We start from the raw sequence: 18,406 nt of genomic DNA on the forward strand, positions 1-18,406 counted from the left end.
GGTGTGCCGCTAGAGGGCCGATATGACAACGACCACGGCGCCTGCGCGGCACTCCATTGTCGGTGAGCGGGCGATCTGGTTCTGGGCCGGATGTGCCGCCATCAGTGCGGGCATCGTGCTCCATCTGCCGATGCTGGTTCACGCGCACCACATGATGGGCAACCGGCTGGTCGGCATGCCGATGGACCCTTGGATGCATCTGGGTATGGCGCTGATCCTGCTGGGTGTGCCGCTGGCTTGCTGGGGCGCGCTGCCGAGGCATCGTGCGCCCCATGGCAGCGAGGCCGGTACCAGTTACGAGGCGCCCGATACGACCCAGCTCAACCGGTGGCACGCGGGGGTTCTTGCGGTGCTGACGCTCGGCCTCGTCATCGATGTAATGAAGCCTGCCACGCTTGGATTTGTGCTGCCGGGACTGCGCAACGAGTATGGCATCGACCCGTCGACAGCCGCCTTGCTCCCGCTGGTTGCGCTGACGGGGACAACGGTCGGCTCGTTCGTTTGGGGCTGGCTGGCCGACGTCTACGGCCGCCGCGTATCGATCCTGCTCTCGACCATCCTGTTCGCCTCGACCGCCATCTGCGGGGCCATGCCCTCGTTCGAGTGGAACCTAGTCATGTGCTTCCTGATGGGCTGTTCGGCCGGGGGCATGTTGCCGGTAGTCTATACGCTGCTGGCAGAGGTCATGCCGCCGCGCCATCGATCCTGGGTGCTGGTGCTGGTTGGCGGGACGGGGCTGATCGGCGGCTACCTGGCGGCGAGCGCGGCCGCCCACGCCTTCGAGCCCCAATTCGGCTGGCGGGTGCTGTGGCTGCAAGGCTTTCCGAGCGCGCTGCTGCTCCTGGCGCTGGCCCGTTTGATCCCGGAATCGCCGCGCTTCCTGGCCGAACAGGGCCGCGATGCGGAACTGGCTCAGATGCAGCAGCGATTCGGTATCGTTCCCCGGCCCCGGGTCGATGCACCAGCTGATGCCGATATCGCGCATCACCGTCACGGCCGATTGACCGCTGCCCTCTCAATTGCGGCGCTGGCCTGGAGCTTCGTCAATTTCGGGCTGCTGCTGTGGCTGCCGAGCGATCTGCAGGAACGCGGTTACAGCGCCGAGCTAGCCAGCGGTATCCTTGCCAGCTCGGCATTGCTAGCCCTGCCGACGATCGTGCTGGCCGCTTGGCTATACAGCCGCTGGAGCAGCAAGTGGACGCTGGTCGGCACGGTGCTGCTGACGCTGGCCGGGCTCGTCGGCGCGCTGCTGCCGGCGCCTGTGCTGGCATCGCCGCCGGTGCTGATCGCGGTGATCGCCACGTTGATCGTCGGCACCAACGGGATGATCGCCGTGCTGCTGCCGTATACGGCGGAGAACTACCCGCTGGGTGTCCGCGGGCGGGCGACCGGGTTGGTGGCAGGGGCGAGCAAGTTCGGCGGCGTGGCCGTACAGGGTTTTGCCTTGATGGGCCTGATCCCGACGTTGGGCGGCGCAGCCGTGGCCTTGCTGGCACCCATGGGGGTTTCGGCGGCGCTGATCGCCTGGGCGGGCCGCGAGACCCGCGGGCGCAGCTTGCGCGAACTGGAAGCCTGATCCACGCCTAGTCGAGATTGGGCCGCAGCCAGCGTTCGGCCTGTTCCACGCTGACACCGCGCCGATTGGCATAGTCCTCGAGCTGGTCTCGGCCGATGCGGGCGACGCCGAAATACTGGCTCTCAGGGTGCGCGAAATAGAACCCGCTGACGGCCGATGTCGGCCACATGGCGAAGCTTTCGGTCAGCGTCAGCCCGGCGTTTTTCGGCGCATCGAGCAGGTCGAACAGGATCGGCTTGAGGCTGTGATCGGGGCAGGCCGGATAGCCCGGCGCAGGGCGGATACCGCGATACTGCTCCTTGATCAGCGCTTCATTGGTCAGCTGCTCGCCCGGGGCATAGCCCCACAGCGTGGTGCGGACATGCTGGTGCAGCCGCTCGGCAAAGGCTTCGGCAAAACGGTCGGCCAGCGCCTTGAGCAGGATATCCGAGTAATCGTCCTTGTCTGCCTGGAAGCGGGCGATATGCGGTTCGATGCCGTGGATGCCCACAGCAAAGCCGCCGATCCAGTCACCCGCCGGATCGATGAAGTCGGCGAGGCAGAAATTGGCCCGGTCGCGGCTCTTCTTGACCTGCTGGCGCAGGAACGGGAGCACCACGTGCTCCTCCTGCTCGGGCAGGTGGATCGTGACATCGTCGCCGTCCCGCGCGCAGGGCCAGAAGCCGCACACGCCCTTGGCAGTGAGCCACTTCTCCGCGACGCTCCGGTCAAGCATCGCCTGCGCATCGGCAAACAGGCTGCGCGCGCTTTCGCCCACCACCTCGTCGTCGAGGATGCGCGGATAGGTGCCGTGCAGTTCCCAGGCGCGGAAGAACGGGGTCCAGTCGATGCATTCGCGCAGGTCTGCCAATGACCAGTCGTCGAACACATGCACGCCGGGTTGCTCCGGCGGGGCGGCCTTGTCGCTCAGATAGGCGTCGTAGAAATTGGCCCGCGCTTCGTCGAGCGTGAACAGCTCGCTCTGCCCCTTGCCTTCGCGCACGTCGCGGACATGCTGGTAGTCGGCGGCGGTGGTTTCGACGAATTCGTCGCGCTGGGTGTCGCTCAGCAAGCGGCTGGCGACGCCGACCGCGCGGCTGGCGTCGAGCACATGGATCACCGGGCCTTCGTAGGCGGGATCGATCCGCAGCGCGGTGTGGACCTTGCTGGTGGTGGCCCCGCCGATCAGCAGCGGCATGGTCATCCCCGCGCGCTGCATTTCCTCGGCCACCGTGACCATCTCGTCGAGCGAGGGGGTGATAAGGCCCGACAGCCCGATCATGTCGGCCTGGTTCTCGTTCGCGGCCTTGAGGATGTCCTGCCAGGGAACCATCACGCCCAGATCGACGACGTCGTAGCCGTTGCACTGCAGCACCACGCCGACGATGTTCTTGCCGATATCGTGGACGTCGCCCTTCACGGTGGCCATGATGATCTTGCCCTTGGCCTTGCGGTCCTCCTCGGGCAGCAGGTCTTTCTCCGCCTCGATGAAGGGGATGAGATGGGCGACCGCCTTCTTCATCACCCGGGCAGATTTGACCACTTGCGGCAGGAACATCTTGCCGCTGCCGAACAGGTCGCCGACAACGTTCATGCCGTCCATCAGCGGGCCTTCGATGACCTCGATCGGGCGACCACCGCGCCCGGCCGTTGCAGCGCGCAGTTCCTCCGTATCGTCGACGACATGCGCGTCGATGCCCTTGACCAGCGCATGTTCCAGCCGCCGCTCGACCGGCCAGCCGCGCCATTCCTCGGCCTCCTTCTCGGCCCTGGCGTCCTTGCCCTTGTAGCTTTCGGCCAATGCGATCAGCCGCTCGGTAGCGTCCGGGCGGCGCATCAGGATCACGTCCTCTGTCGCCTCGCGCAGCGCCGGTTCGATATCGTCGTAGATATCGAGCTGGCCCGCATTGACGATGGCCATGTCGAGCCCGGCGGGGATGGCGTGATAGAGAAACACCGAATGCATCGCCCGGCGCACGGTCTCGTTGCCGCGGAAGCTGAAGCTGAGGTTGGAGAGTCCACCGCTGGTGCGCGCATAGGGGCACGCGGCCTTGATCTCCTGCACCGCTTCGATGAAATCGAGGCCATAGCGGTCGTGCTCCTCGATCCCCGTCGCGACAGCGAAGATATTGGGATCGAAGATTATGTCCTCAGGCGGGAAGCCGATGCCGGTCAGCAGCGCATAGGCACGCTGGCAGATCTCGACCTTGCGCGCTCTGGTATCGGCTTGGCCCGTTTCGTCGAAGGCCATCACGACCACCGCCGCGCCATAGTCCATGCACTTGCGGGCATGTTCGAGGAACGGCTCCTCGCCTTCCTTCATGCTGATCGAATTGACGATCGGCTTGCCCGAAACACATTTCAGGCCCGCCTCGATCACCTCCCATTTGGAGCTGTCGATCATCACCGGCACCCGGGCGATGTCAGGTTCGGCAGCGATCAGCTTGAGGAAGGTCGTCATGGCGTGGACCGCATCGAGCAGGCCCTCGTCCATGTTGACGTCGATCACCTGCGCGCCGTTCTCGACCTGCTGCCGCGCGACTTCCACGGCGGCGGCATAGTCGTCCGCCATGATCAGCTTCTTGAACGCCGCTGATCCGGTGATGTTGGTGCGCTCGCCGATATTGACGAAGCGGGCGGTCGAAACTGTGTCGGTCATGTCAGGCAGCAATCGTAAAGGGTTCGAGCCCCGCTAGCCGCATGTCGCGTGCGACCCTGGGCACGCGGCGGGGGCTGAGGTCCTTCACCGCATTGGCGATCCGGGCGATGTGATCGGGGGTGGAACCGCAGCAGCCGCCGAGGATGTTGACCTGCTCGTTCTCCGCCCATTGCCGCACCAGCCCCGCGGTCGTCTCGGGTGCCTCGTCATATTCGCCGAGCTCGTTGGGCAGCCCAGCATTGGGATAGGCCAGGATCAGCGTATCGGCGATGCGCGAGAGCAGCTGGACATGCGGGCGCAACTGCTCCGCGCCGAAGCTGCAATTGAGCCCGATGGTCACGGGCTGCGCATGGCGCACCGCGTTCCAGAAGGCCTCGACCGTGTGCCCGGAGAGGTTGCGACCAGACAGGTCGGTCAGCGTCATCGACAGCATCAGCGGCACTTCGCGGCCCAGTTCGCGCTCCAGCCGCTTGACCGCGAAGATGCCGGCCTTGGCGTTGAGCGTATCGAAGATCGTCTCGATCAGGATGAAGTCCACCCCGCCCTCGACGAGCGCGGCAGCCTGTTCGTGATAGACGTCGGCCAGCCCGTCGAAGTCGATCTCGCGGAAACCGGGATCCTCGACATCGGGGCTGAGCGAGAGGGTCTTGTTGGTCGGCCCGATCGCGCCCGCGACGAAGCGGAGCCTGCCGTCGAGCTTCTCGTATTGGTCGGCCAGCTCGCGTGCGATGCGGGCCGAGGCGCGGTTGATGTCGCCCACCAGCCCTTCAGCCGCATAATCGGCCTGGCTGATGCGGTTGGCGGAGAAGGTGTTGGTCGAAACCACGTCCGATCCGGCATCGAGATAGGCACGGGTGATGTCCTCGATCACATCGGGCCGCGTCAGCGCGAGGATGTCGTTGTTGCCCTTCTGGTCGGACTTGAGGCCTAGATCGCCGGCATAGTCCTCTTCCGACAACTTGCGATTCTGGATCTGCGTACCGAACGCGCCATCGAACACCAGCACGCGCTTGGCGGCTTCGGCCTGCAATTTTTGGCGCGGGGTCATGCGGCATCTCCCTTGGGCCGCATGCCGAGCATGTGGCAGATGGCATAGCTTAACTCGGCCCGGTTGAGGGTGTAGAAGTGGAACTGGCGCACGCCGCCGGCATAGAGGCGACGACACAGCTCGGCAGCGATGGTCGCGCTGACCAGCTGGCGCGCCTCGGGGCGCTCGTCGAGCCCCTCGAACAGGCCTTCCATCCATCCAGGGATGGCCGTTCCGCACAGGCCCGACATGCGCTGCACAGCGGCGAAGCTTATCACCGGCATGATCCCCGGAACGATTTCGCCCTTGATCCCGGCCGCCGCAGCGCGGTCGCGGAAATCGAAGAAGCAGCGGGTGTTGAAGAAGAACTGGGTAATCGCCCGCGTCGCCCCGGCATCGAACTTGGCCTTGAGGTTGTCGATATCGGCCTGTGCATCGGGGCTGTCCGGGTGGACTTCGGGGTAAGCGGCCACGGAGATCTCGAAATCGGCCACCTGCTTGAGACCGGCGATGAGTTCCACCGCATTGCCATAGCCGCCGGGATGCGGAGTGTACTTGCCCGAACCGTCAGGCGCATCGCCGCGCAGGGCAACAATGTGCCGAATGCCCTCTGCCCAGTAATGGCTCGCGACTTCATCGACTTCCTCGCGGCTCGCACCCACGCAGGTAAGATGCGCCGCCGCCGGAATGCCCGCCTCGTTCTGGATCCGCACGACCTGCTGGTGGGTGCGCTCGCGCGTGGTCCCGCCCGCGCCATAGGTGACCGAGGCGAAGCGCGGCCCGAGGGGCTTGAGCGTTTCGACGCTCTGCCACAGCGTTTCCCCCATCTTCTCGGTCTTGGGCGGAAAGAATTCGAAGCTGACCTCTATATCCCCCGGCAGGCCGGAGAACAGGGGAGCCTCGAGCGCGAGCTGGCCCTCGCGCATCTGCTGGACGGTCGGGCTCATCAGGCCGGTTCCTTGCGGGGTGAGGGGATGGTTTGCGTGGCGCGGGTGCCGAGCCAGACCTTGACGATCAGCTCGCCGCCCTCGAGCGCCATCGGCTTGGCAGGCGTGAAACCAGCATGCTGCAGCAGCTCGCGCATCTGCCTGTCGGCAAAGCCGAGGCGGACATGCTGGTACCGCTCGCGCAGTTCCTCGCGGGTGTGGGCGGCGAAATCGACGATGGCGATGCGGCCGCCGGGTTTGAGCACCCGTGCCGCTTCGGCCAGCGCCCGCTCGGGCTCGGCGGTGAAGTGGAGCACCTGGTGCAGCAGCACGGTGTCGAAGCGCGCATGGGCAAAGGGCAGGCCGAGGAAATCGCCCTGCACCAGCTCGACCCGGTCGGGCGGCAGGTGCTGCAACTTGGCGCGGGCGACGCGCAGCATCTCGAGGCTCTTGTCGAGCGCGACGATATGATCGGCGCTGGCGCCGAACAGTTCGGCCATGCGCCCGGTGCCGGTCCCGATGTCGAGCAGCTCGCCGAGCGGGGCCTTGCCCAATGCCGCGACCAGCGCCTGCTCCACCGCATCGTCCGGCGTGTGCAGGCGGCGCAGCTCGTCCCAGCTCTCGGCATTGGCGGCGAACCAATCGGCAGCGCCTGCCTCGCGCGCCTGCCGGATCGCCGCGAGGTGGCGCCGGTCCTGCGCACATTGGCGCTCGAATTCCTCGTCGTCGGCCTCGGCTGCCACCAGCACGCGCGCCACCGCCTCACCCAGCGCACCGCTCTCGGCATCGGCCAGCCGCGAACGCAGGAACACCCAGCTGCCCTCGCGTCGCCGCTCGGCGAGGCTGGCATCGCACAGGATGGCGACATGGCGAGAGACACGCGGCTGGCTTTGTCCTAGAACCTGCGCCAGCTCGCCCACGGCAAGCTCCATCGTGCCCAGCAGCTGCATGATCCGCAGCCGGGTCTGGTCCGCCAGAGCGCGCATGGTGGCTTCGAGCTTCATCGCTACCTGCATATAAAGATATCGTTATATGTGCAAGTCCGCTTCGCACTTGTTCGCGCTGACGCAGCAATGTTACGTCTTGGCCCGTCCCAAGGAGAGGTTTCATGCAATACGCCCAATTCGGCCGCTCGGGCCTCACCGTCTCGCGGCTGTGCCTCGGCTGCATGAGCTTCGGCGATGCTGCCGCCGAGGGACATGACTGGACACTGGGCGAGAACGAGGCCCGCCCCTTCTTCCGCCAGGCGCTCGAGGCCGGGATCAATTTCTTCGACACCGCCAACATGTATTCGGGAGGCACGAGCGAGGAGATCACCGGGCGAATCCTCAAGGACATGGCCCGCCGCGACGAAATCGTGATCGCGACCAAGGCGCATTTCCGCTGGCGCAACGCGCCCAACACCGGAGGCCTCTCCGCCAAGGCGTTGATGCATGCGGTGGACGACAGCCTGCGCCGGCTCGGCACCGACTATATCGACCTCTACCAGATCCACCGGCTCGACCCGCTGACCCCGATGGATGAGATCGTCGAGACGCTCGATGCCATCGTGCGCAGCGGCAAGGTCCGCTACCTCGGCGCCTCCAGCATGCATGCGTGGCAGTTCCAGAAGCTGCTGCACATCGCCGACAAGGCGGGCCTGAAGAAATTCATCTCGATGCAGAATTACGTCAACCTGCTCTACCGCGAGGAAGAGCGCGAGATGCTGCCGCTGTGCCGCGACTACGGAATTGCGGTGATGCCATGGAGCCCGCTCGCCCGCGGCAAGCTCGCCCGGCCTGCTGACGCCGAAAGCACGGCGCGTTCCGAAACCGACCGTATCCAGTCGCTGCTCTACAGCCGCACGGAGGAGGCCGACCGCAAGGTGATCGACGCGGTCGAGGCCATCGCCAGCGAGCGCGGCGTGCCAATGGCGCAGGTGGCGCTGGCGTGGGTGCTGCAGGTGCCGGGCGTCACCAGCCCGATCATCGGCGCGACCAAGCAAAGCCACATCGGCGATGCGGTGGCGGCGCTCGACATCGAATTGACGGAAGCCGAGTTGAAGGCGCTGGAAAGCCCCTATGTGCCGCACGCAGTGGTGGGGATGTTCGACCTGCCGGGGCCGGAGTTGAAGGTGAGCCTGGTGTAAAGGAAATGGTGCCGCTTACGTGACTCGAACACGTGACCCCATCATTACGAATGATGTGCTCTACCAACTGAGCTAAAGCGGCACTCTTGCAGTGCTGAAGGTGGAGGCCCGAGCCGGAATCGAACCGGCGTGCAAGGATTTGCAGTCCTCTGCGTAACCACTCCGCCATCGGGCCGAGCCCGCGCCTGCCACTGCCGCAGCGCGCGGGAAGCGGCCCCCTAGCGCCCTTCACGCGCCAGTTCAATGGCCATTCCGCGCCCGGGCGCCGTTGGCGAAGGAAGGGTGGCGATTTGCAATCCCTTCGCTATGGACCGTGGCCATGTCGATTGCCGCACTGCTTGCCCCGATCACTGCCGAAGGCGGTCCCGTCACTCTCCCGGCCGAGGGCTGGATGCAAGGGCGCACGCTCTATGGCGGGGCGGGTGCCCTGGTCGCCTATACGGCCGCGACGCGGGCCTTCCCCGATCTGCCGCCGCTGCGTTCGGCCCAGGTCGGCTTTGTCGGGCCGGTCGGGACAGAGATAGCCACGCGGGTCGAGATGGTGCGGCAGGGACGCAATGTCGCGATCGTGCGCAGCGAGCTGCTGGTCGAAGGCAGCGTCGGGCTGACGGCGCTGTGGGTGTTCGGGACGGAGCGCGAGCCCAATGCGGTGCATCCTGCGCCAAAGGTCGAGCCCTGGCCGGGCGCTCCGGAGGAATACGAATCGCTCCCCGTGCCGCCGGGCAACCACTTCATCGCGCGCTATGACATCCGCCGGGCGCAGGACACCAGCGGCCCCGGTGCGCCGCTGGTGCGCCGATGGTTCCGCCTGCGCGAGCCGGAGGCGCTCGATCCGGTCTCGACCATGATCCTGATGGGCGACACGCTGCCGCCGGGCTCGATGCGGGCGATGCAGCGGCAAGGGCCGTTCAGCTCGATCAACTGGTCGTTCAACGTGCTCGACCCTGTGGCGACTACGCGCGACGGGTGGTGGCTGGCCGAGACCGCCAGCGACCATGCCGACCACGGCTATTCAAGCGAGCGGCTGCGGCTATGGAATGCCGGGGGCCAGCAGGTGCTGGCCGGACAACAGGCGATGGCGATCTTCGGTTGAGCCCTAGACGTCGGCGTAGCTGGCCTTGCGCTTCTGCATCCCGGCTATCACGGCCTCGATCTGGTTGGGCTTGCGGATGACGGCGTCCTGCTCGACGCTTTCGGCCATCAGCAACTCGGCGCCGCTGGCATCATACATCATGTTCGTGATGCGCTTTGCCGCCTGCATGGCGTGGGGATTCCGGTCGGCGATCACGCGCGCGAGATCGATCGCCTTGCCGAGCGGATCGTCGCTGACGTGCGTCGCAAGGCCCAGGGCTTGGGCTTCCTGGCCCGTAAATTCGCGATTGGTGTAGATCAGCTCGCGCAGCACATCGTCGCGCACCAGCCCGCGCCACAGCGGATAGCCGCCCATGTCCGGCACCAGCCCCCATTTCATCTCCATGATGGCCATGCGAGTGGCGGGGTGGACCACGCGGATGTCGGCCCCGCTGGCGATCTGCAGCCCGCCGCCGAAGCACACGCCGTGGATGGCGGCGATCACCGGCACCTTGAGCTTGCGCCACTGGGTCGCGACCTGCTGCGCGCGGTTGGAATCGCCATGCGTACGGTCCGCCAGCGTGCCGCCGGCGGGGCTGTTGCCCGAATTGGCATTGCCGAAGTTCGACAGGTCGAGCCCGGCGCAGAACGCCCGCCCCTCGCCCGAAAGCACCACCGCGCGCACGCCGGGCTGGGCCTGCAAGGCGTCGCCCGCCGCGATCATGGTTTCGAACATCGCAGCGTCGAGCGCGTTCATCTTGTCGGCGCGGATGAAGCGCACCTGCGCGACACCGTCATCCTCGAGCGTGATCGAGACGCGATCGTTGGTCTGGAAGTCCATGGAAATTCTCTCCTGCAACTGCTTGTGCGGAAGAGTTGCCGATCAGGACTGGTCTGTCCAGCCTCTACCTAGGTTCAGGCGAGCATTCCCGCGGCAGCCATGCTGAAGAAGCGGGTGCGGGTGAAGATAAGGTGGTCGATCAGCGTCAGCTCCAGAGCCTCGCCCAGTTCCTGCAGCCGGCGGGTCGCCCGGATATCCTGCGGGCTGGGATGGCATTTGCCGGACAGGTGATTGTGCGCCATGATCAGGCCCCCTGCACCGATGGTCAGGGCGCGAAGAACCAGCGGTCGCGCCTTGAGCACCAGCTGGTGCTCGCTGCCGATGATCAGCGTTTCGTCATGCAGGTAGCGCTGCTCGCTATCGCAATAGACGATGTGCAGGCGCTCTTCTGCTGCGGTATCGAACCGGCTATGCAGGTAGTTCAGGAACAGCGGGTCGGCCAGCGACGAGGGCATGCCCTGCAGCTTGTCGGCGATGACGCCGGCAAAGGCGCTCTCGGCCACGACGGGTGCCTGCATGCCCATCACGAATACCTTGCCTGCCGCGTTGCCGGGGCGACGGGGCGCCAATCGCGATAGCGACCGAGAATGCCGGCCCGCTTGCCGTGCCGGGCGATCCCGATCGCGAGGATGATCAGCTGGAACCAGAACGGGATGGTGAAGAGCAGATAATACGAAAGGCTCGACACCGGTTCCGCAACGCCCCTGACGATGTGCGAGGTAAAGGCCACCAGCTGCGCCGCGGCGATCGCCAGCGGATAGAACCGGTTGGCTCGCAGCGCGATCGTCACCAGCACGACCAGGCCCGCCGTATCGAGCGTGAAATGCCACAGGTCGAAATGGTGGAACGAGCGCGACGGGCCGAACCACGCATGGTAGCCGAGTTCCGCCGCGATCATCCCCACCAGAGTGCCGGCGCAGGCCCGCTCCGGGCCGCCTCCCTTCCACAAGGCAGCTACCAGCAGCAGCACGGCAAAGGCGTTCTGGATCGAAGTCCTGTTGTCTAGGAACAGTTCGAACATCGACCTTGCAGGCTCGCTCCCGTCAGGCAGTGACGGGAACGGCCGGCTCCTCGATCGCGCTCGGGGCAATATAGGTCTCGCCCTCTTCCTGGCCCGGCCCCATGTATTCCCGGCTGACCTTGTTCAGTTCCTCATGGACGCGCAGGAGGTTGGTCGACATGGCCAGGGCCTGCTGTTCGGCCTGCATCAGGCGCAGCATGGCCTTCTGCGCGGCATCGACACCGACTTCCGGGTTCTGGCGAGCCCTGAGAATGACCTGCTTCAGCTTTGAGCAGGCGATCATGGCCTCGTCGGTGACGGCTTCCGCTTCGCGGATGTGCTTGCGGATCAGTTGGGCATCTTCAAGAATGCGTTCGGACATGACAGTGGCTCCGGTCAGAGAGGCGGCCTGCTCGTCTCCGCCTGGACAGCTTGTTCACGGGTTCCGAACTGTTTGCCGCCCGACGCCTCACTCACGGAGAGTGCCGCCGTCACCACCAGAATGACCAATACGATGAACGCAAAGGCCAAACCGATGATGACGGCTAGGCGATAGAGGACAGCATGATCGCCGTCGAGCACCCCGGGGACGACCCGGGGCTCGTTTCTGACCATCCATGGCGCCTCGATCGCAAGTGGCGCCACATCGGCCAGGACGAACTCCCCGGGTGCGACCCGGTCTTCTGGTTCGTCGATTCTTTGCCTTTGCGGCACTTCAGAATTTATCGATGCAGTTTTTCTGTAGGGTGCAGCTTCGCCCGCAGCCTCTGTTTCAGCCCTGTAGGAATCGCACAGGTCGTTGAGGTTGGAGACCTGGTAGACATCCTTAAGTGCACGGATATGCTGGTTTACCCGGCTTTCGGAAACGTCGAGTTCAGCCGCGATCAGCTTGATCGGCATCCGCCGGTCGAGCCTGACCAGAACATCCTTTTGCCTATCCGTAAGGGAACGGAAGCGGGGCGACCCCATGGCAGCACACTCCTAACTACAGCCTGTCGTTAAGCGAATTCCGCCGAATCGGCAAACGAATCGCTAACATTGAAGAGGCGGAACCGGGCCTAATCCGGTCCGCTGAGGCGCGCGCGGTCAGACGGCGCCGGCGTTGACGCCCTTGTTGGCGAGATAGCGCTTAATGTTGCGCGCCGCCTGGCGCAACCGCTGCTCATTCTCGACCATGGCAATTCGGACGAAACCTTCACCCTCTTCGCCATAGCCAACGCCGGGCGCCACGGCGACTTTGGCGTGGGTCAGCAGTTCTTTGGAGAACTCCAGGCTGCCCATATGTGCCAGCGCCGGCGGTAGCGGGGCCCAGGCGAACATGCTGGCCGGGGGCGGCGGGATATCCCACCCGGCCCGGGCGAAGGATTCGACCATCACATCGCGCCGCTTGTGGTAGATCAGCCGGTTCTCCTCGACCACGTCCTGCGGCCCGTTGAGCGCCGCGCAAGCCGCAGCCTGGATCGGGGTGAAGGCGCCGTAGTCGAGATAGCTTTTCACCCGCGTCATGGCGGCGATCAGCTGCTGATTGCCAACGGCAAAGCCCATCCGCCAGCCGGCCATGCTGTAGGTTTTCGACATGGAGGTAAACTCCACCGCTACGTCCTTCGCGCCCTTTACCTGCATGATCGAGGGGGTCGGCTTGCCGTCGAACCACAGCTCGGAATAGGCGAGGTCGGAAAGGATCCAGACCTGGTTCTCCTGCGCCCAGGCGACCAGCCGTTCGTAGAATGCCAGATCGACCGTCTCGGCCGTCGGGTTGGAGGGATAGTTGACCACCAGCACGCTGGGCCGCGGGACGGTGAAGGCCATCGCCTTGTCGAGGCTGCGCCAGTAATTCTCGTCAGGCGTGGTCGGCACGCTGCGGATCGTCGCTCCGGCAATAATGAAGCCGAAGGTGTGGATCGGATAGCTCGGGTTCGGGGCCAGCACCACGTCGCCAGGCGCGGTGATCGCGGTGGCGAGGCTGGCGAGTCCTTCCTTCGAGCCCATGGTGACGACCACTTCGCGCTCCGGATCGAGCTCCACCCCGAAGCGGCGGGCATAGTAATTGGCCTGTGCCTTGCGCAGCCCGGGAATGCCCTTGGACTGCGAATAGCCATGTGCATCGGGCTTGGCCGCGACTTCGCACAGCTTGTCGATCACATGCTGCGGCGGCGGACGGTCGGGATTGCCCATGCCGAGATCGATGATGTCCTCACCCGCCGATCGCGCCGCATGCCGCATCGAATTGACTTCTGCGATGACATAGGGTGGCAAGCGCTTGATGCGGTAGAAGTCGGTATTCATGGGATCCCTGTGTGTTCCTCGCGCCCTGCAGTCTTGCAGGAAAGCCCTAGTGACGCAAAGCTGAAGGGCGCGCAATCGAATGCGCGGTTGGGCGCAACAAAGTGCCACTTGCGGGCAGGGTCACGAACGCGCAAGAATCGCAGGGCAGGAGAATCTCGCATGAGCGAAACGAATGATCCCACCGGTGCCTTCTCGAAACTGTTCGACCTGCAGGACGAGGCTGCCCGCTCGATCTTCGGGCAAATGATGCCCGGTGCCATGCCGACCGGCCTGCCAAGCCTCGCCAGCCTCGGCGAGGCCGGCGAATGGGCCAAGAACGCCAGCACCATGCAGGCGATGTGGCTCTCGTTCCAGGCCGAGCAGGCCGCCAAGCTCAGCAAGGAACTGCCTGACCCGACGCGCTGGATGGCCTATCTCGACAGCTTCCACAAGCGGATGCCGATGGTCGATCTGTCGGCGCAGAAGGCGTTCTGGGGAGAAGCCCTGCAGATGTGGCAGGGCGTGCTGGGCCAGTTCGGCGGGCGGTTCGGTGACAATTCCGAGGCCAGGCCCGAGCTCCCCCGCAAGGACAAGCGCTTCCGCGACGAGCGCTGGAGCAGCAACCCGGTCTTCGCCCTGATCCACCAGTCCTACCTGCTGATGGCCGAGCAGCTGGAGGGCATGGTCGACCAGATCGACGGAGTGGACAAGGACAAGCGCGAACAGCTGCGCTTTGCGGTCAAGGCGGTGATCGATGCGCTGAGCCCGGCCAATTTCGCCGCCACCAACCCGGTGGTGCTGGAACGCACGCTGGAAACCAGGGGCGAGAACCTGGTCAAGGGCATGCAGCACATGCTCGACGACATGCGCCGCGGCCAGCTGACCCATACCGACCCCGACGCCTTCAAGCTGGGCGAGAATATCGCGGTGACACCGGGCAAGGTCGTGCACGAAACCCCGCTCTACCAGCTGATCCAGTATTCGCCTTCCACCGACAAGGTGATCGAGACACCGCTGGTGATTTTCCCGCCGTGGATCAACCGGTTCTACATTCTCGACCTCAACCCGAAGAAGAGCTTCATCCGCTGGGCCGTCGAGCAGGGGCTGACCGTCTTCGTAGCCAGCTGGAAGTCGGCCGATGCCTCGATGAAGGACGTGGTGTGGGACGACTACATCCGCGCCCAGATGGATGCGATCGATCATATCCGCGCGCGGCTCGACGTGCTGAGCGTCCACACCATCGGTTATTGCGTGGCCGGCACCACCCTCGCCGCGACACTGGCGATTCTGGCCCGGCGCGGCGAGCAGGACAAGGCGAAGAGCGCGACCTTCTTCACCGCGCAGGTCGATTTCTCCAAGGCCGGCGAGCTGCTGCACTTCATCGACGACAAGCAGTTCGCCGCGATCGAGGCGCTGTCGGGCGGAGGCTATCTCGACGGGCGCTACATGGCGGCAACCTTCAACCTGCTGCGCGGGACGGATCTGATCTGGAACTACGTCGTCAACAACTACCTGCTGGGCGAGGACTATCCGGCGTTCGACCTGCTGCACTGGAACGGCGACGTCACCAACCTGCCGGCCAAGTGGCACAAGGCCTATCTTGAGCAGCTCTATCGCGACAATCTGCTGGTCCAGCCGGACGCGCTGAGCGCCGACGGGACGCCGATCAACCTGTCGCTGGTCTCGGTCCCGACCTATGTCCAAGCCGGCAAGGAAGACCACATCGCGCCCGCCGAGAGCGTATGGAAGATCCGCGACCACTTCACCGGACCCATCCGTTTCGTGCTGGCAGGCTCCGGCCATATCGCCGGGGTGGTCAACCCGCCCGACAGCGGCAAGTACCAGTACTGGATCAACGAGGACTCCAACGTCGAATCGCTCGAGCAATTCCGCGAAGGTGCGGTCGAGCATCCCGGCAGCTGGTGGCCCGACTGGATCGAATGGATCCGCGCCCAGGGCGGCAAGACCGTCAAGGCTGATGGCAAGCGCAAGCCGGGTGAAAGCAAGGGCGATATGGTGATCGAGGACGCGCCCGGGCGCTATGTCATGAGCCGCTGATCGCCATTACAGCTTTGCTTTTCCATACCTTTTCGGTTTATTGTGCACTGCACAAAAAATCCTTGACTTCGCAGCCGCAATGCCTATTTTGTGCACTGCAACATAGAACTGCAGACCAAATTTCAAGGATACCGCCATGGCCGATAACGCCACCAGCAAGATCGATGCCGCTGCCGAGAAGGCCTTTGCCGAAGCAGCTGCCAAGAATGTCAGCGCCGCGAAGGTCGAGAAGGCTGTCGAGGCAGATCCCAAGCCTCCGGTGAAGACCGACGCTGTTGCCAAGGCCGTCGCCACCCCGGCGAAGAAGGCTCCGGCCAAGAAAGTTGCTGCCAAGAAGCCGGCAGCGAAGAAAGCTGCGACCAAGCCTGCCGCCAAGAAGGCGCCGGCAAAGAAAGTCGCTGCCAAGACCGCTCCAAAGAAGGCTGTCGCCGCCAGTAAGGCTGCGCCGGTCACCTCCACCGTTTCCAAGATCAAGGACACCATCATGGCTACCGACACCACCAAGATCACTGAAGCTGCCAAGACCTTTGCTGCCGACGCGCAGACCCGCCTCAAGGGCGCCTACACCAAGGGCTCCGAGCTGGCCGGCGAAGTCGTCGAATTCAACAAGGCGAACCTCGAAGCCGTCGTCGCTTCGGGCAAGGTCCTGGCCGCCGGCATGCAGACCATGGCCCGCGAAGGCTTCGAAGAGAGCAAGAAGGCTGCTGAAGTCGTGACCGCCGACGTCAAGGCGCTGACCGCCGTCAAGTCGCCGACCGAGCTGGTCAAGCTGCAGGGCGAACTGGCCCGCCGCAACTTCGACGCTGCCGTCGCTTTCGGCTCGAAGAGCACCGAAGCCTGGCTGAAGCTCGCCAATGAAGCTTTCGCCCCGATCTCGACCCGCTACAGCGAAGCCGCCGAGAAGTTCTCGAAGGCCGCCTAAGCGTCGCAAGAACAGCTTGCCAAGAAACAGCTAGACAGCCGGGTAACCTCTCCTCTCCCACCCGGCTGGATACTGGAAGGGCTGGATAGCGAAAGCTGTCCGGCCCTTTTCTATGTCCGGTGCCGCAACCGCTCCCGCCGGTCAGTCTTCCTTAAGCACCAGCCGCCATCTTGCATCACCATCTTGCATCAGCGCGCACCGATACGATATTGCAGACCCGATGACCGAACACCCCGCCCTGCCCCTGGACCTTGTCTCCGCCGCCATCCGCATGGCCGGCGCGGACGACGCACAGGGCGGCGACGGTGACGGCGACAGCCAGGTCGGCATCGCCACCAAGACCCGGGCCAAACCCAAGAAGCCGAGCCAGTACAAGGTGCTGATGCTCAATGACGACTACACCCCGATGGAATTCGTGGTGATGGTGCTCAAGCGTTTCTTCCGCATGGATCTCGACCAGGCCACGCGGGTCATGCTGCATGTCCACCAGAAGGGCGTCGGCGTCTGCGGGATCTTCCCTTACGAAGTGGCCGAAACCAAGGTGAACCAGGTGATGGACTTCGCCCGCCAGAACCAGCACCCGCTGCAGTGCACGCTCGAGAAGGCCTGATCGATCTTCCTGCACGACAGGGCATGACCTTGCCGGGATTTGTCGCTAGAGCCACTGGTATAGCCACCTGAACCACGCGAGCGACGAACCTTTCCGGTGTTCAAATTCCTTCCTTCCATCGACCGGTACATCCTGCGGCTGACCATCGTGCCGATGATGTCGGTGTTCGTGCTGGCGGCCTCGCTGCTGCTGCTCGACAAGATGCTGCGGCTGTTCGATTTCGTCGCGGTCGAAGGCGGCCCGATCGGCGTCGTGTTCAAGATGCTCGGCGCGCTGATCCCCGAATATGCCAGCCTCGCCATCCCGCTCGGCCTGCTGCTCGGCATCCTGTTCGCTTTCCGCAAGCTGGCAACGACCAGCGAGCTCGACGTGCTGCGCGCCGTCGGCATGAGCTATGGCCGGCTCCTGCGGGTACCCTATGTCATCACCGCCATCCTGATCGCGGTCAACGTGGCGCTGGTGTTCTATATCCAGCCGGTCAGCCGCTACACCTACGAGCAACTCGAATACGAGTTGCGCTCGGGCGCCTTGGGCGCGTCTATCAAGGTCGGCGAGTTCACCGGCCTCGCCGACCGCATGGCGCTGCGGATCGAGGAAAGCGAAGACAACGGCCGCCAGCTCAAGGGAATCTTCGCCCGCGTCGCCAACAGCAAGGGGCAAGTGCTGTCGATCAGTGCCCGGCAAGGCCAGTTCCTCTCCACCAGCGACAGCCCCGACACGATTGTCCTGCGGCTGACCGACGGCACCATCATCCAGGACAGCGGTGAAGAGACGCCGCGCGTGCTCAGTTTCACCCGCCACGATTTGCCGATCGACCTCCCCAAGATCGACGAATTTCGCCAGCGCGGCGATGCCGAGCGGGAATACATCCTGCCCGAACTGCTCAGTATCGGCTGGGACAGCGGCGAAACCCCGATCAAGCGCGACGCCAGCCAGGCCAGCTTCCATTTCCGGCTGGTCGAGGTCGTCATGATGCTGCTGATGCCGCTGCTTGCGGTGGCACTGGCGGTTCCGCCCAAACGATCGAGCAGCGCGCTCGGCGTGTTCATCTCCATCGTGATGGTGGTCGCCTATCACAAGGTGAACCAGTACGCGGAAGATATCGCTGCTCTGGGGCGGGTCGATCCGATCCCCGCGCTGTGGGGGCCATTCGTGGTCTTCGCCGCCCTCATCCTGTGGATGTACTGGACGCTGGCGCACAAACCAGGCGGACAGCCGATCGGCGCGCTCGAGAACGTCTTCGCCAAGCTGTCCAAGCGGATCGGCAAGCTGTTCCGCCGCCGTCGCCACCGGGCCGACGATTTCGCCTCGCCCGCCGCGCCAGAACCAGCCGAGTAGGTCCGG

The 18,406-nt window shown here is 64.7% G+C and carries 17 protein-coding genes and 2 tRNA genes; 7 read left to right on the forward strand and 12 right to left on the reverse strand.

The genetic code is table 11. From position 1 onward, the window contains the following. The first annotated feature begins 22 nt into the window (after window positions 1–22). Complete coding sequence (locus LY632_RS13830; RefSeq protein ID WP_234091697.1) at window positions 23–1,576, forward strand: MFS transporter; 1,554 nt, start codon at window positions 23–25, stop codon at window positions 1,574–1,576. A gap of 7 nt (window positions 1,577–1,583) precedes the next feature. Here LY632_RS13830 and metH read toward each other — a convergent pair whose 3' ends face one another. Genes metH through LY632_RS13850 form a run of 4 tightly spaced genes read right to left on the reverse strand, consistent with a single transcriptional unit; the run spans window position 1,584 to window position 7,171 of the window. Further along, window positions 1,584–4,214 carry a methionine synthase gene (gene metH / locus LY632_RS13835; protein ID WP_234091698.1) on the reverse strand — a complete coding sequence of 877 codons (2,631 nt, stop codon included), beginning with the start codon at window positions 4,212–4,214 and terminating at the stop codon, window positions 1,584–1,586. 1 nt (window position 4,215) lies between these two features. Next, a complete protein-coding gene (locus LY632_RS13840; RefSeq protein WP_234091699.1) occupies window positions 4,216–5,262 on the reverse strand; it encodes a homocysteine S-methyltransferase family protein in 1,047 nt (348 codons plus the stop codon). Then, window positions 5,259–6,188 carry a methylenetetrahydrofolate reductase [NAD(P)H] gene (gene metF, locus LY632_RS13845; RefSeq protein ID WP_234091700.1) on the reverse strand — a complete coding sequence of 310 codons (930 nt, stop codon included), beginning with the start codon at window positions 6,186–6,188 and terminating at the stop codon, window positions 5,259–5,261. Before metF ends, LY632_RS13840 begins: the two co-directional genes overlap by 4 nt. Continuing rightward, window positions 6,188–7,171, reverse strand: coding sequence for a metalloregulator ArsR/SmtB family transcription factor (locus LY632_RS13850; RefSeq protein ID WP_234091701.1), 984 nt, complete (start codon window positions 7,169–7,171; stop codon window positions 6,188–6,190). Before LY632_RS13850 ends, metF begins: the two co-directional genes overlap by 1 nt. Window positions 7,172–7,275: 104 nt before the next feature. Between LY632_RS13850 and LY632_RS13855 the strand changes: the two genes are divergently transcribed. Then, window positions 7,276–8,295 (forward strand): aldo/keto reductase, encoded by a 1,020-nt coding sequence (locus tag LY632_RS13855; protein WP_234091702.1) that lies wholly within the window; start codon window positions 7,276–7,278, stop codon window positions 8,293–8,295. A gap of 6 nt (window positions 8,296–8,301) precedes the next feature. On the opposite strand, the gene LY632_RS13860 is transcribed toward LY632_RS13855, so the two are convergent. Both LY632_RS13860 and LY632_RS13865 read right to left on the reverse strand, forming a co-directional pair. Further along, window positions 8,302–8,377: transfer RNA gene (locus tag LY632_RS13860), tRNA-Thr, on the reverse strand. A 19-nt stretch (window positions 8,378–8,396) separates the two neighbouring features. Then, window positions 8,397–8,470, reverse strand: a tRNA-Cys gene (locus tag LY632_RS13865). Between the two features lie 144 nt (window positions 8,471–8,614). On the opposite strand from LY632_RS13865, the gene LY632_RS13870 reads away from it, so the two are divergent. Then, a complete protein-coding gene (locus LY632_RS13870; protein ID WP_234091703.1) occupies window positions 8,615–9,388 on the forward strand; it encodes an acyl-CoA thioesterase II in 774 nt (257 codons plus the stop codon). 3 nt (window positions 9,389–9,391) lie between these two features. Here LY632_RS13870 and LY632_RS13875 read toward each other — a convergent pair whose 3' ends face one another. From LY632_RS13875 to LY632_RS13900, 6 genes are all read right to left on the reverse strand, one after another. After that, complete coding sequence (locus LY632_RS13875) at window positions 9,392–10,207, reverse strand: crotonase/enoyl-CoA hydratase family protein (protein ID WP_234091704.1); 816 nt, start codon at window positions 10,205–10,207, stop codon at window positions 9,392–9,394. Window positions 10,208–10,281: 74 nt separating this feature from the next. Next, entirely contained in the window at window positions 10,282–10,725 is a 444-nt protein-coding gene (locus tag LY632_RS13880; RefSeq protein ID WP_234091705.1) for a JAB domain-containing protein, read from the reverse strand. A 5-nt stretch (window positions 10,726–10,730) separates the two neighbouring features. Continuing rightward, window positions 10,731–11,228: a hypothetical protein gene (locus tag LY632_RS13885; protein ID WP_234091706.1), complete on the reverse strand. Its 498-nt coding sequence runs from the start codon at window positions 11,226–11,228 to the stop codon at window positions 10,731–10,733. A 22-nt stretch (window positions 11,229–11,250) separates the two neighbouring features. After that, window positions 11,251–11,589, reverse strand: a complete 339-nt coding sequence (locus LY632_RS13890; protein WP_234091707.1) for a hypothetical protein — start codon at window positions 11,587–11,589, stop codon at window positions 11,251–11,253. Between the two features lie 14 nt (window positions 11,590–11,603). Next, the gene (locus LY632_RS13895) at window positions 11,604–12,176 is read right to left on the reverse strand and encodes a hypothetical protein (RefSeq protein WP_234091708.1); all 573 of its coding nucleotides are present in this window, start codon (window positions 12,174–12,176) and stop codon (window positions 11,604–11,606) included. Window positions 12,177–12,293: 117 nt separating this feature from the next. Next, entirely contained in the window at window positions 12,294–13,493 is a 1,200-nt protein-coding gene (locus LY632_RS13900; RefSeq protein WP_234091709.1) for an LL-diaminopimelate aminotransferase, read from the reverse strand. Window positions 13,494–13,652: 159 nt separating this feature from the next. Between LY632_RS13900 and LY632_RS13905 the strand changes: the two genes are divergently transcribed. From LY632_RS13905 to LY632_RS13920, 4 genes are all read left to right on the forward strand, one after another. Then, the gene (locus LY632_RS13905; RefSeq protein WP_234091710.1) at window positions 13,653–15,530 is read left to right on the forward strand and encodes an alpha/beta hydrolase; all 1,878 of its coding nucleotides are present in this window, start codon (window positions 13,653–13,655) and stop codon (window positions 15,528–15,530) included. A gap of 136 nt (window positions 15,531–15,666) precedes the next feature. Next, a complete protein-coding gene (locus LY632_RS13910; protein WP_234091711.1) occupies window positions 15,667–16,452 on the forward strand; it encodes a phasin family protein in 786 nt (261 codons plus the stop codon). Between the two features lie 220 nt (window positions 16,453–16,672). Then, window positions 16,673–17,062: an ATP-dependent Clp protease adapter ClpS gene (gene clpS, locus LY632_RS13915; protein WP_370636543.1), complete on the forward strand. Its 390-nt coding sequence runs from the start codon at window positions 16,673–16,675 to the stop codon at window positions 17,060–17,062. 153 nt (window positions 17,063–17,215) lie between these two features. Beyond that, window positions 17,216–18,400, forward strand: coding sequence for an LptF/LptG family permease (locus tag LY632_RS13920; protein ID WP_370636580.1), 1,185 nt, complete (start codon window positions 17,216–17,218; stop codon window positions 18,398–18,400). The last annotated feature ends 6 nt before the right edge of the window (window positions 18,401–18,406 follow it).

It is taken from the genome of Erythrobacter sp. SDW2 (assembly GCF_021431965.1).
In the GTDB taxonomy this organism is placed as follows: domain Bacteria; phylum Pseudomonadota; class Alphaproteobacteria; order Sphingomonadales; family Sphingomonadaceae; genus Parerythrobacter.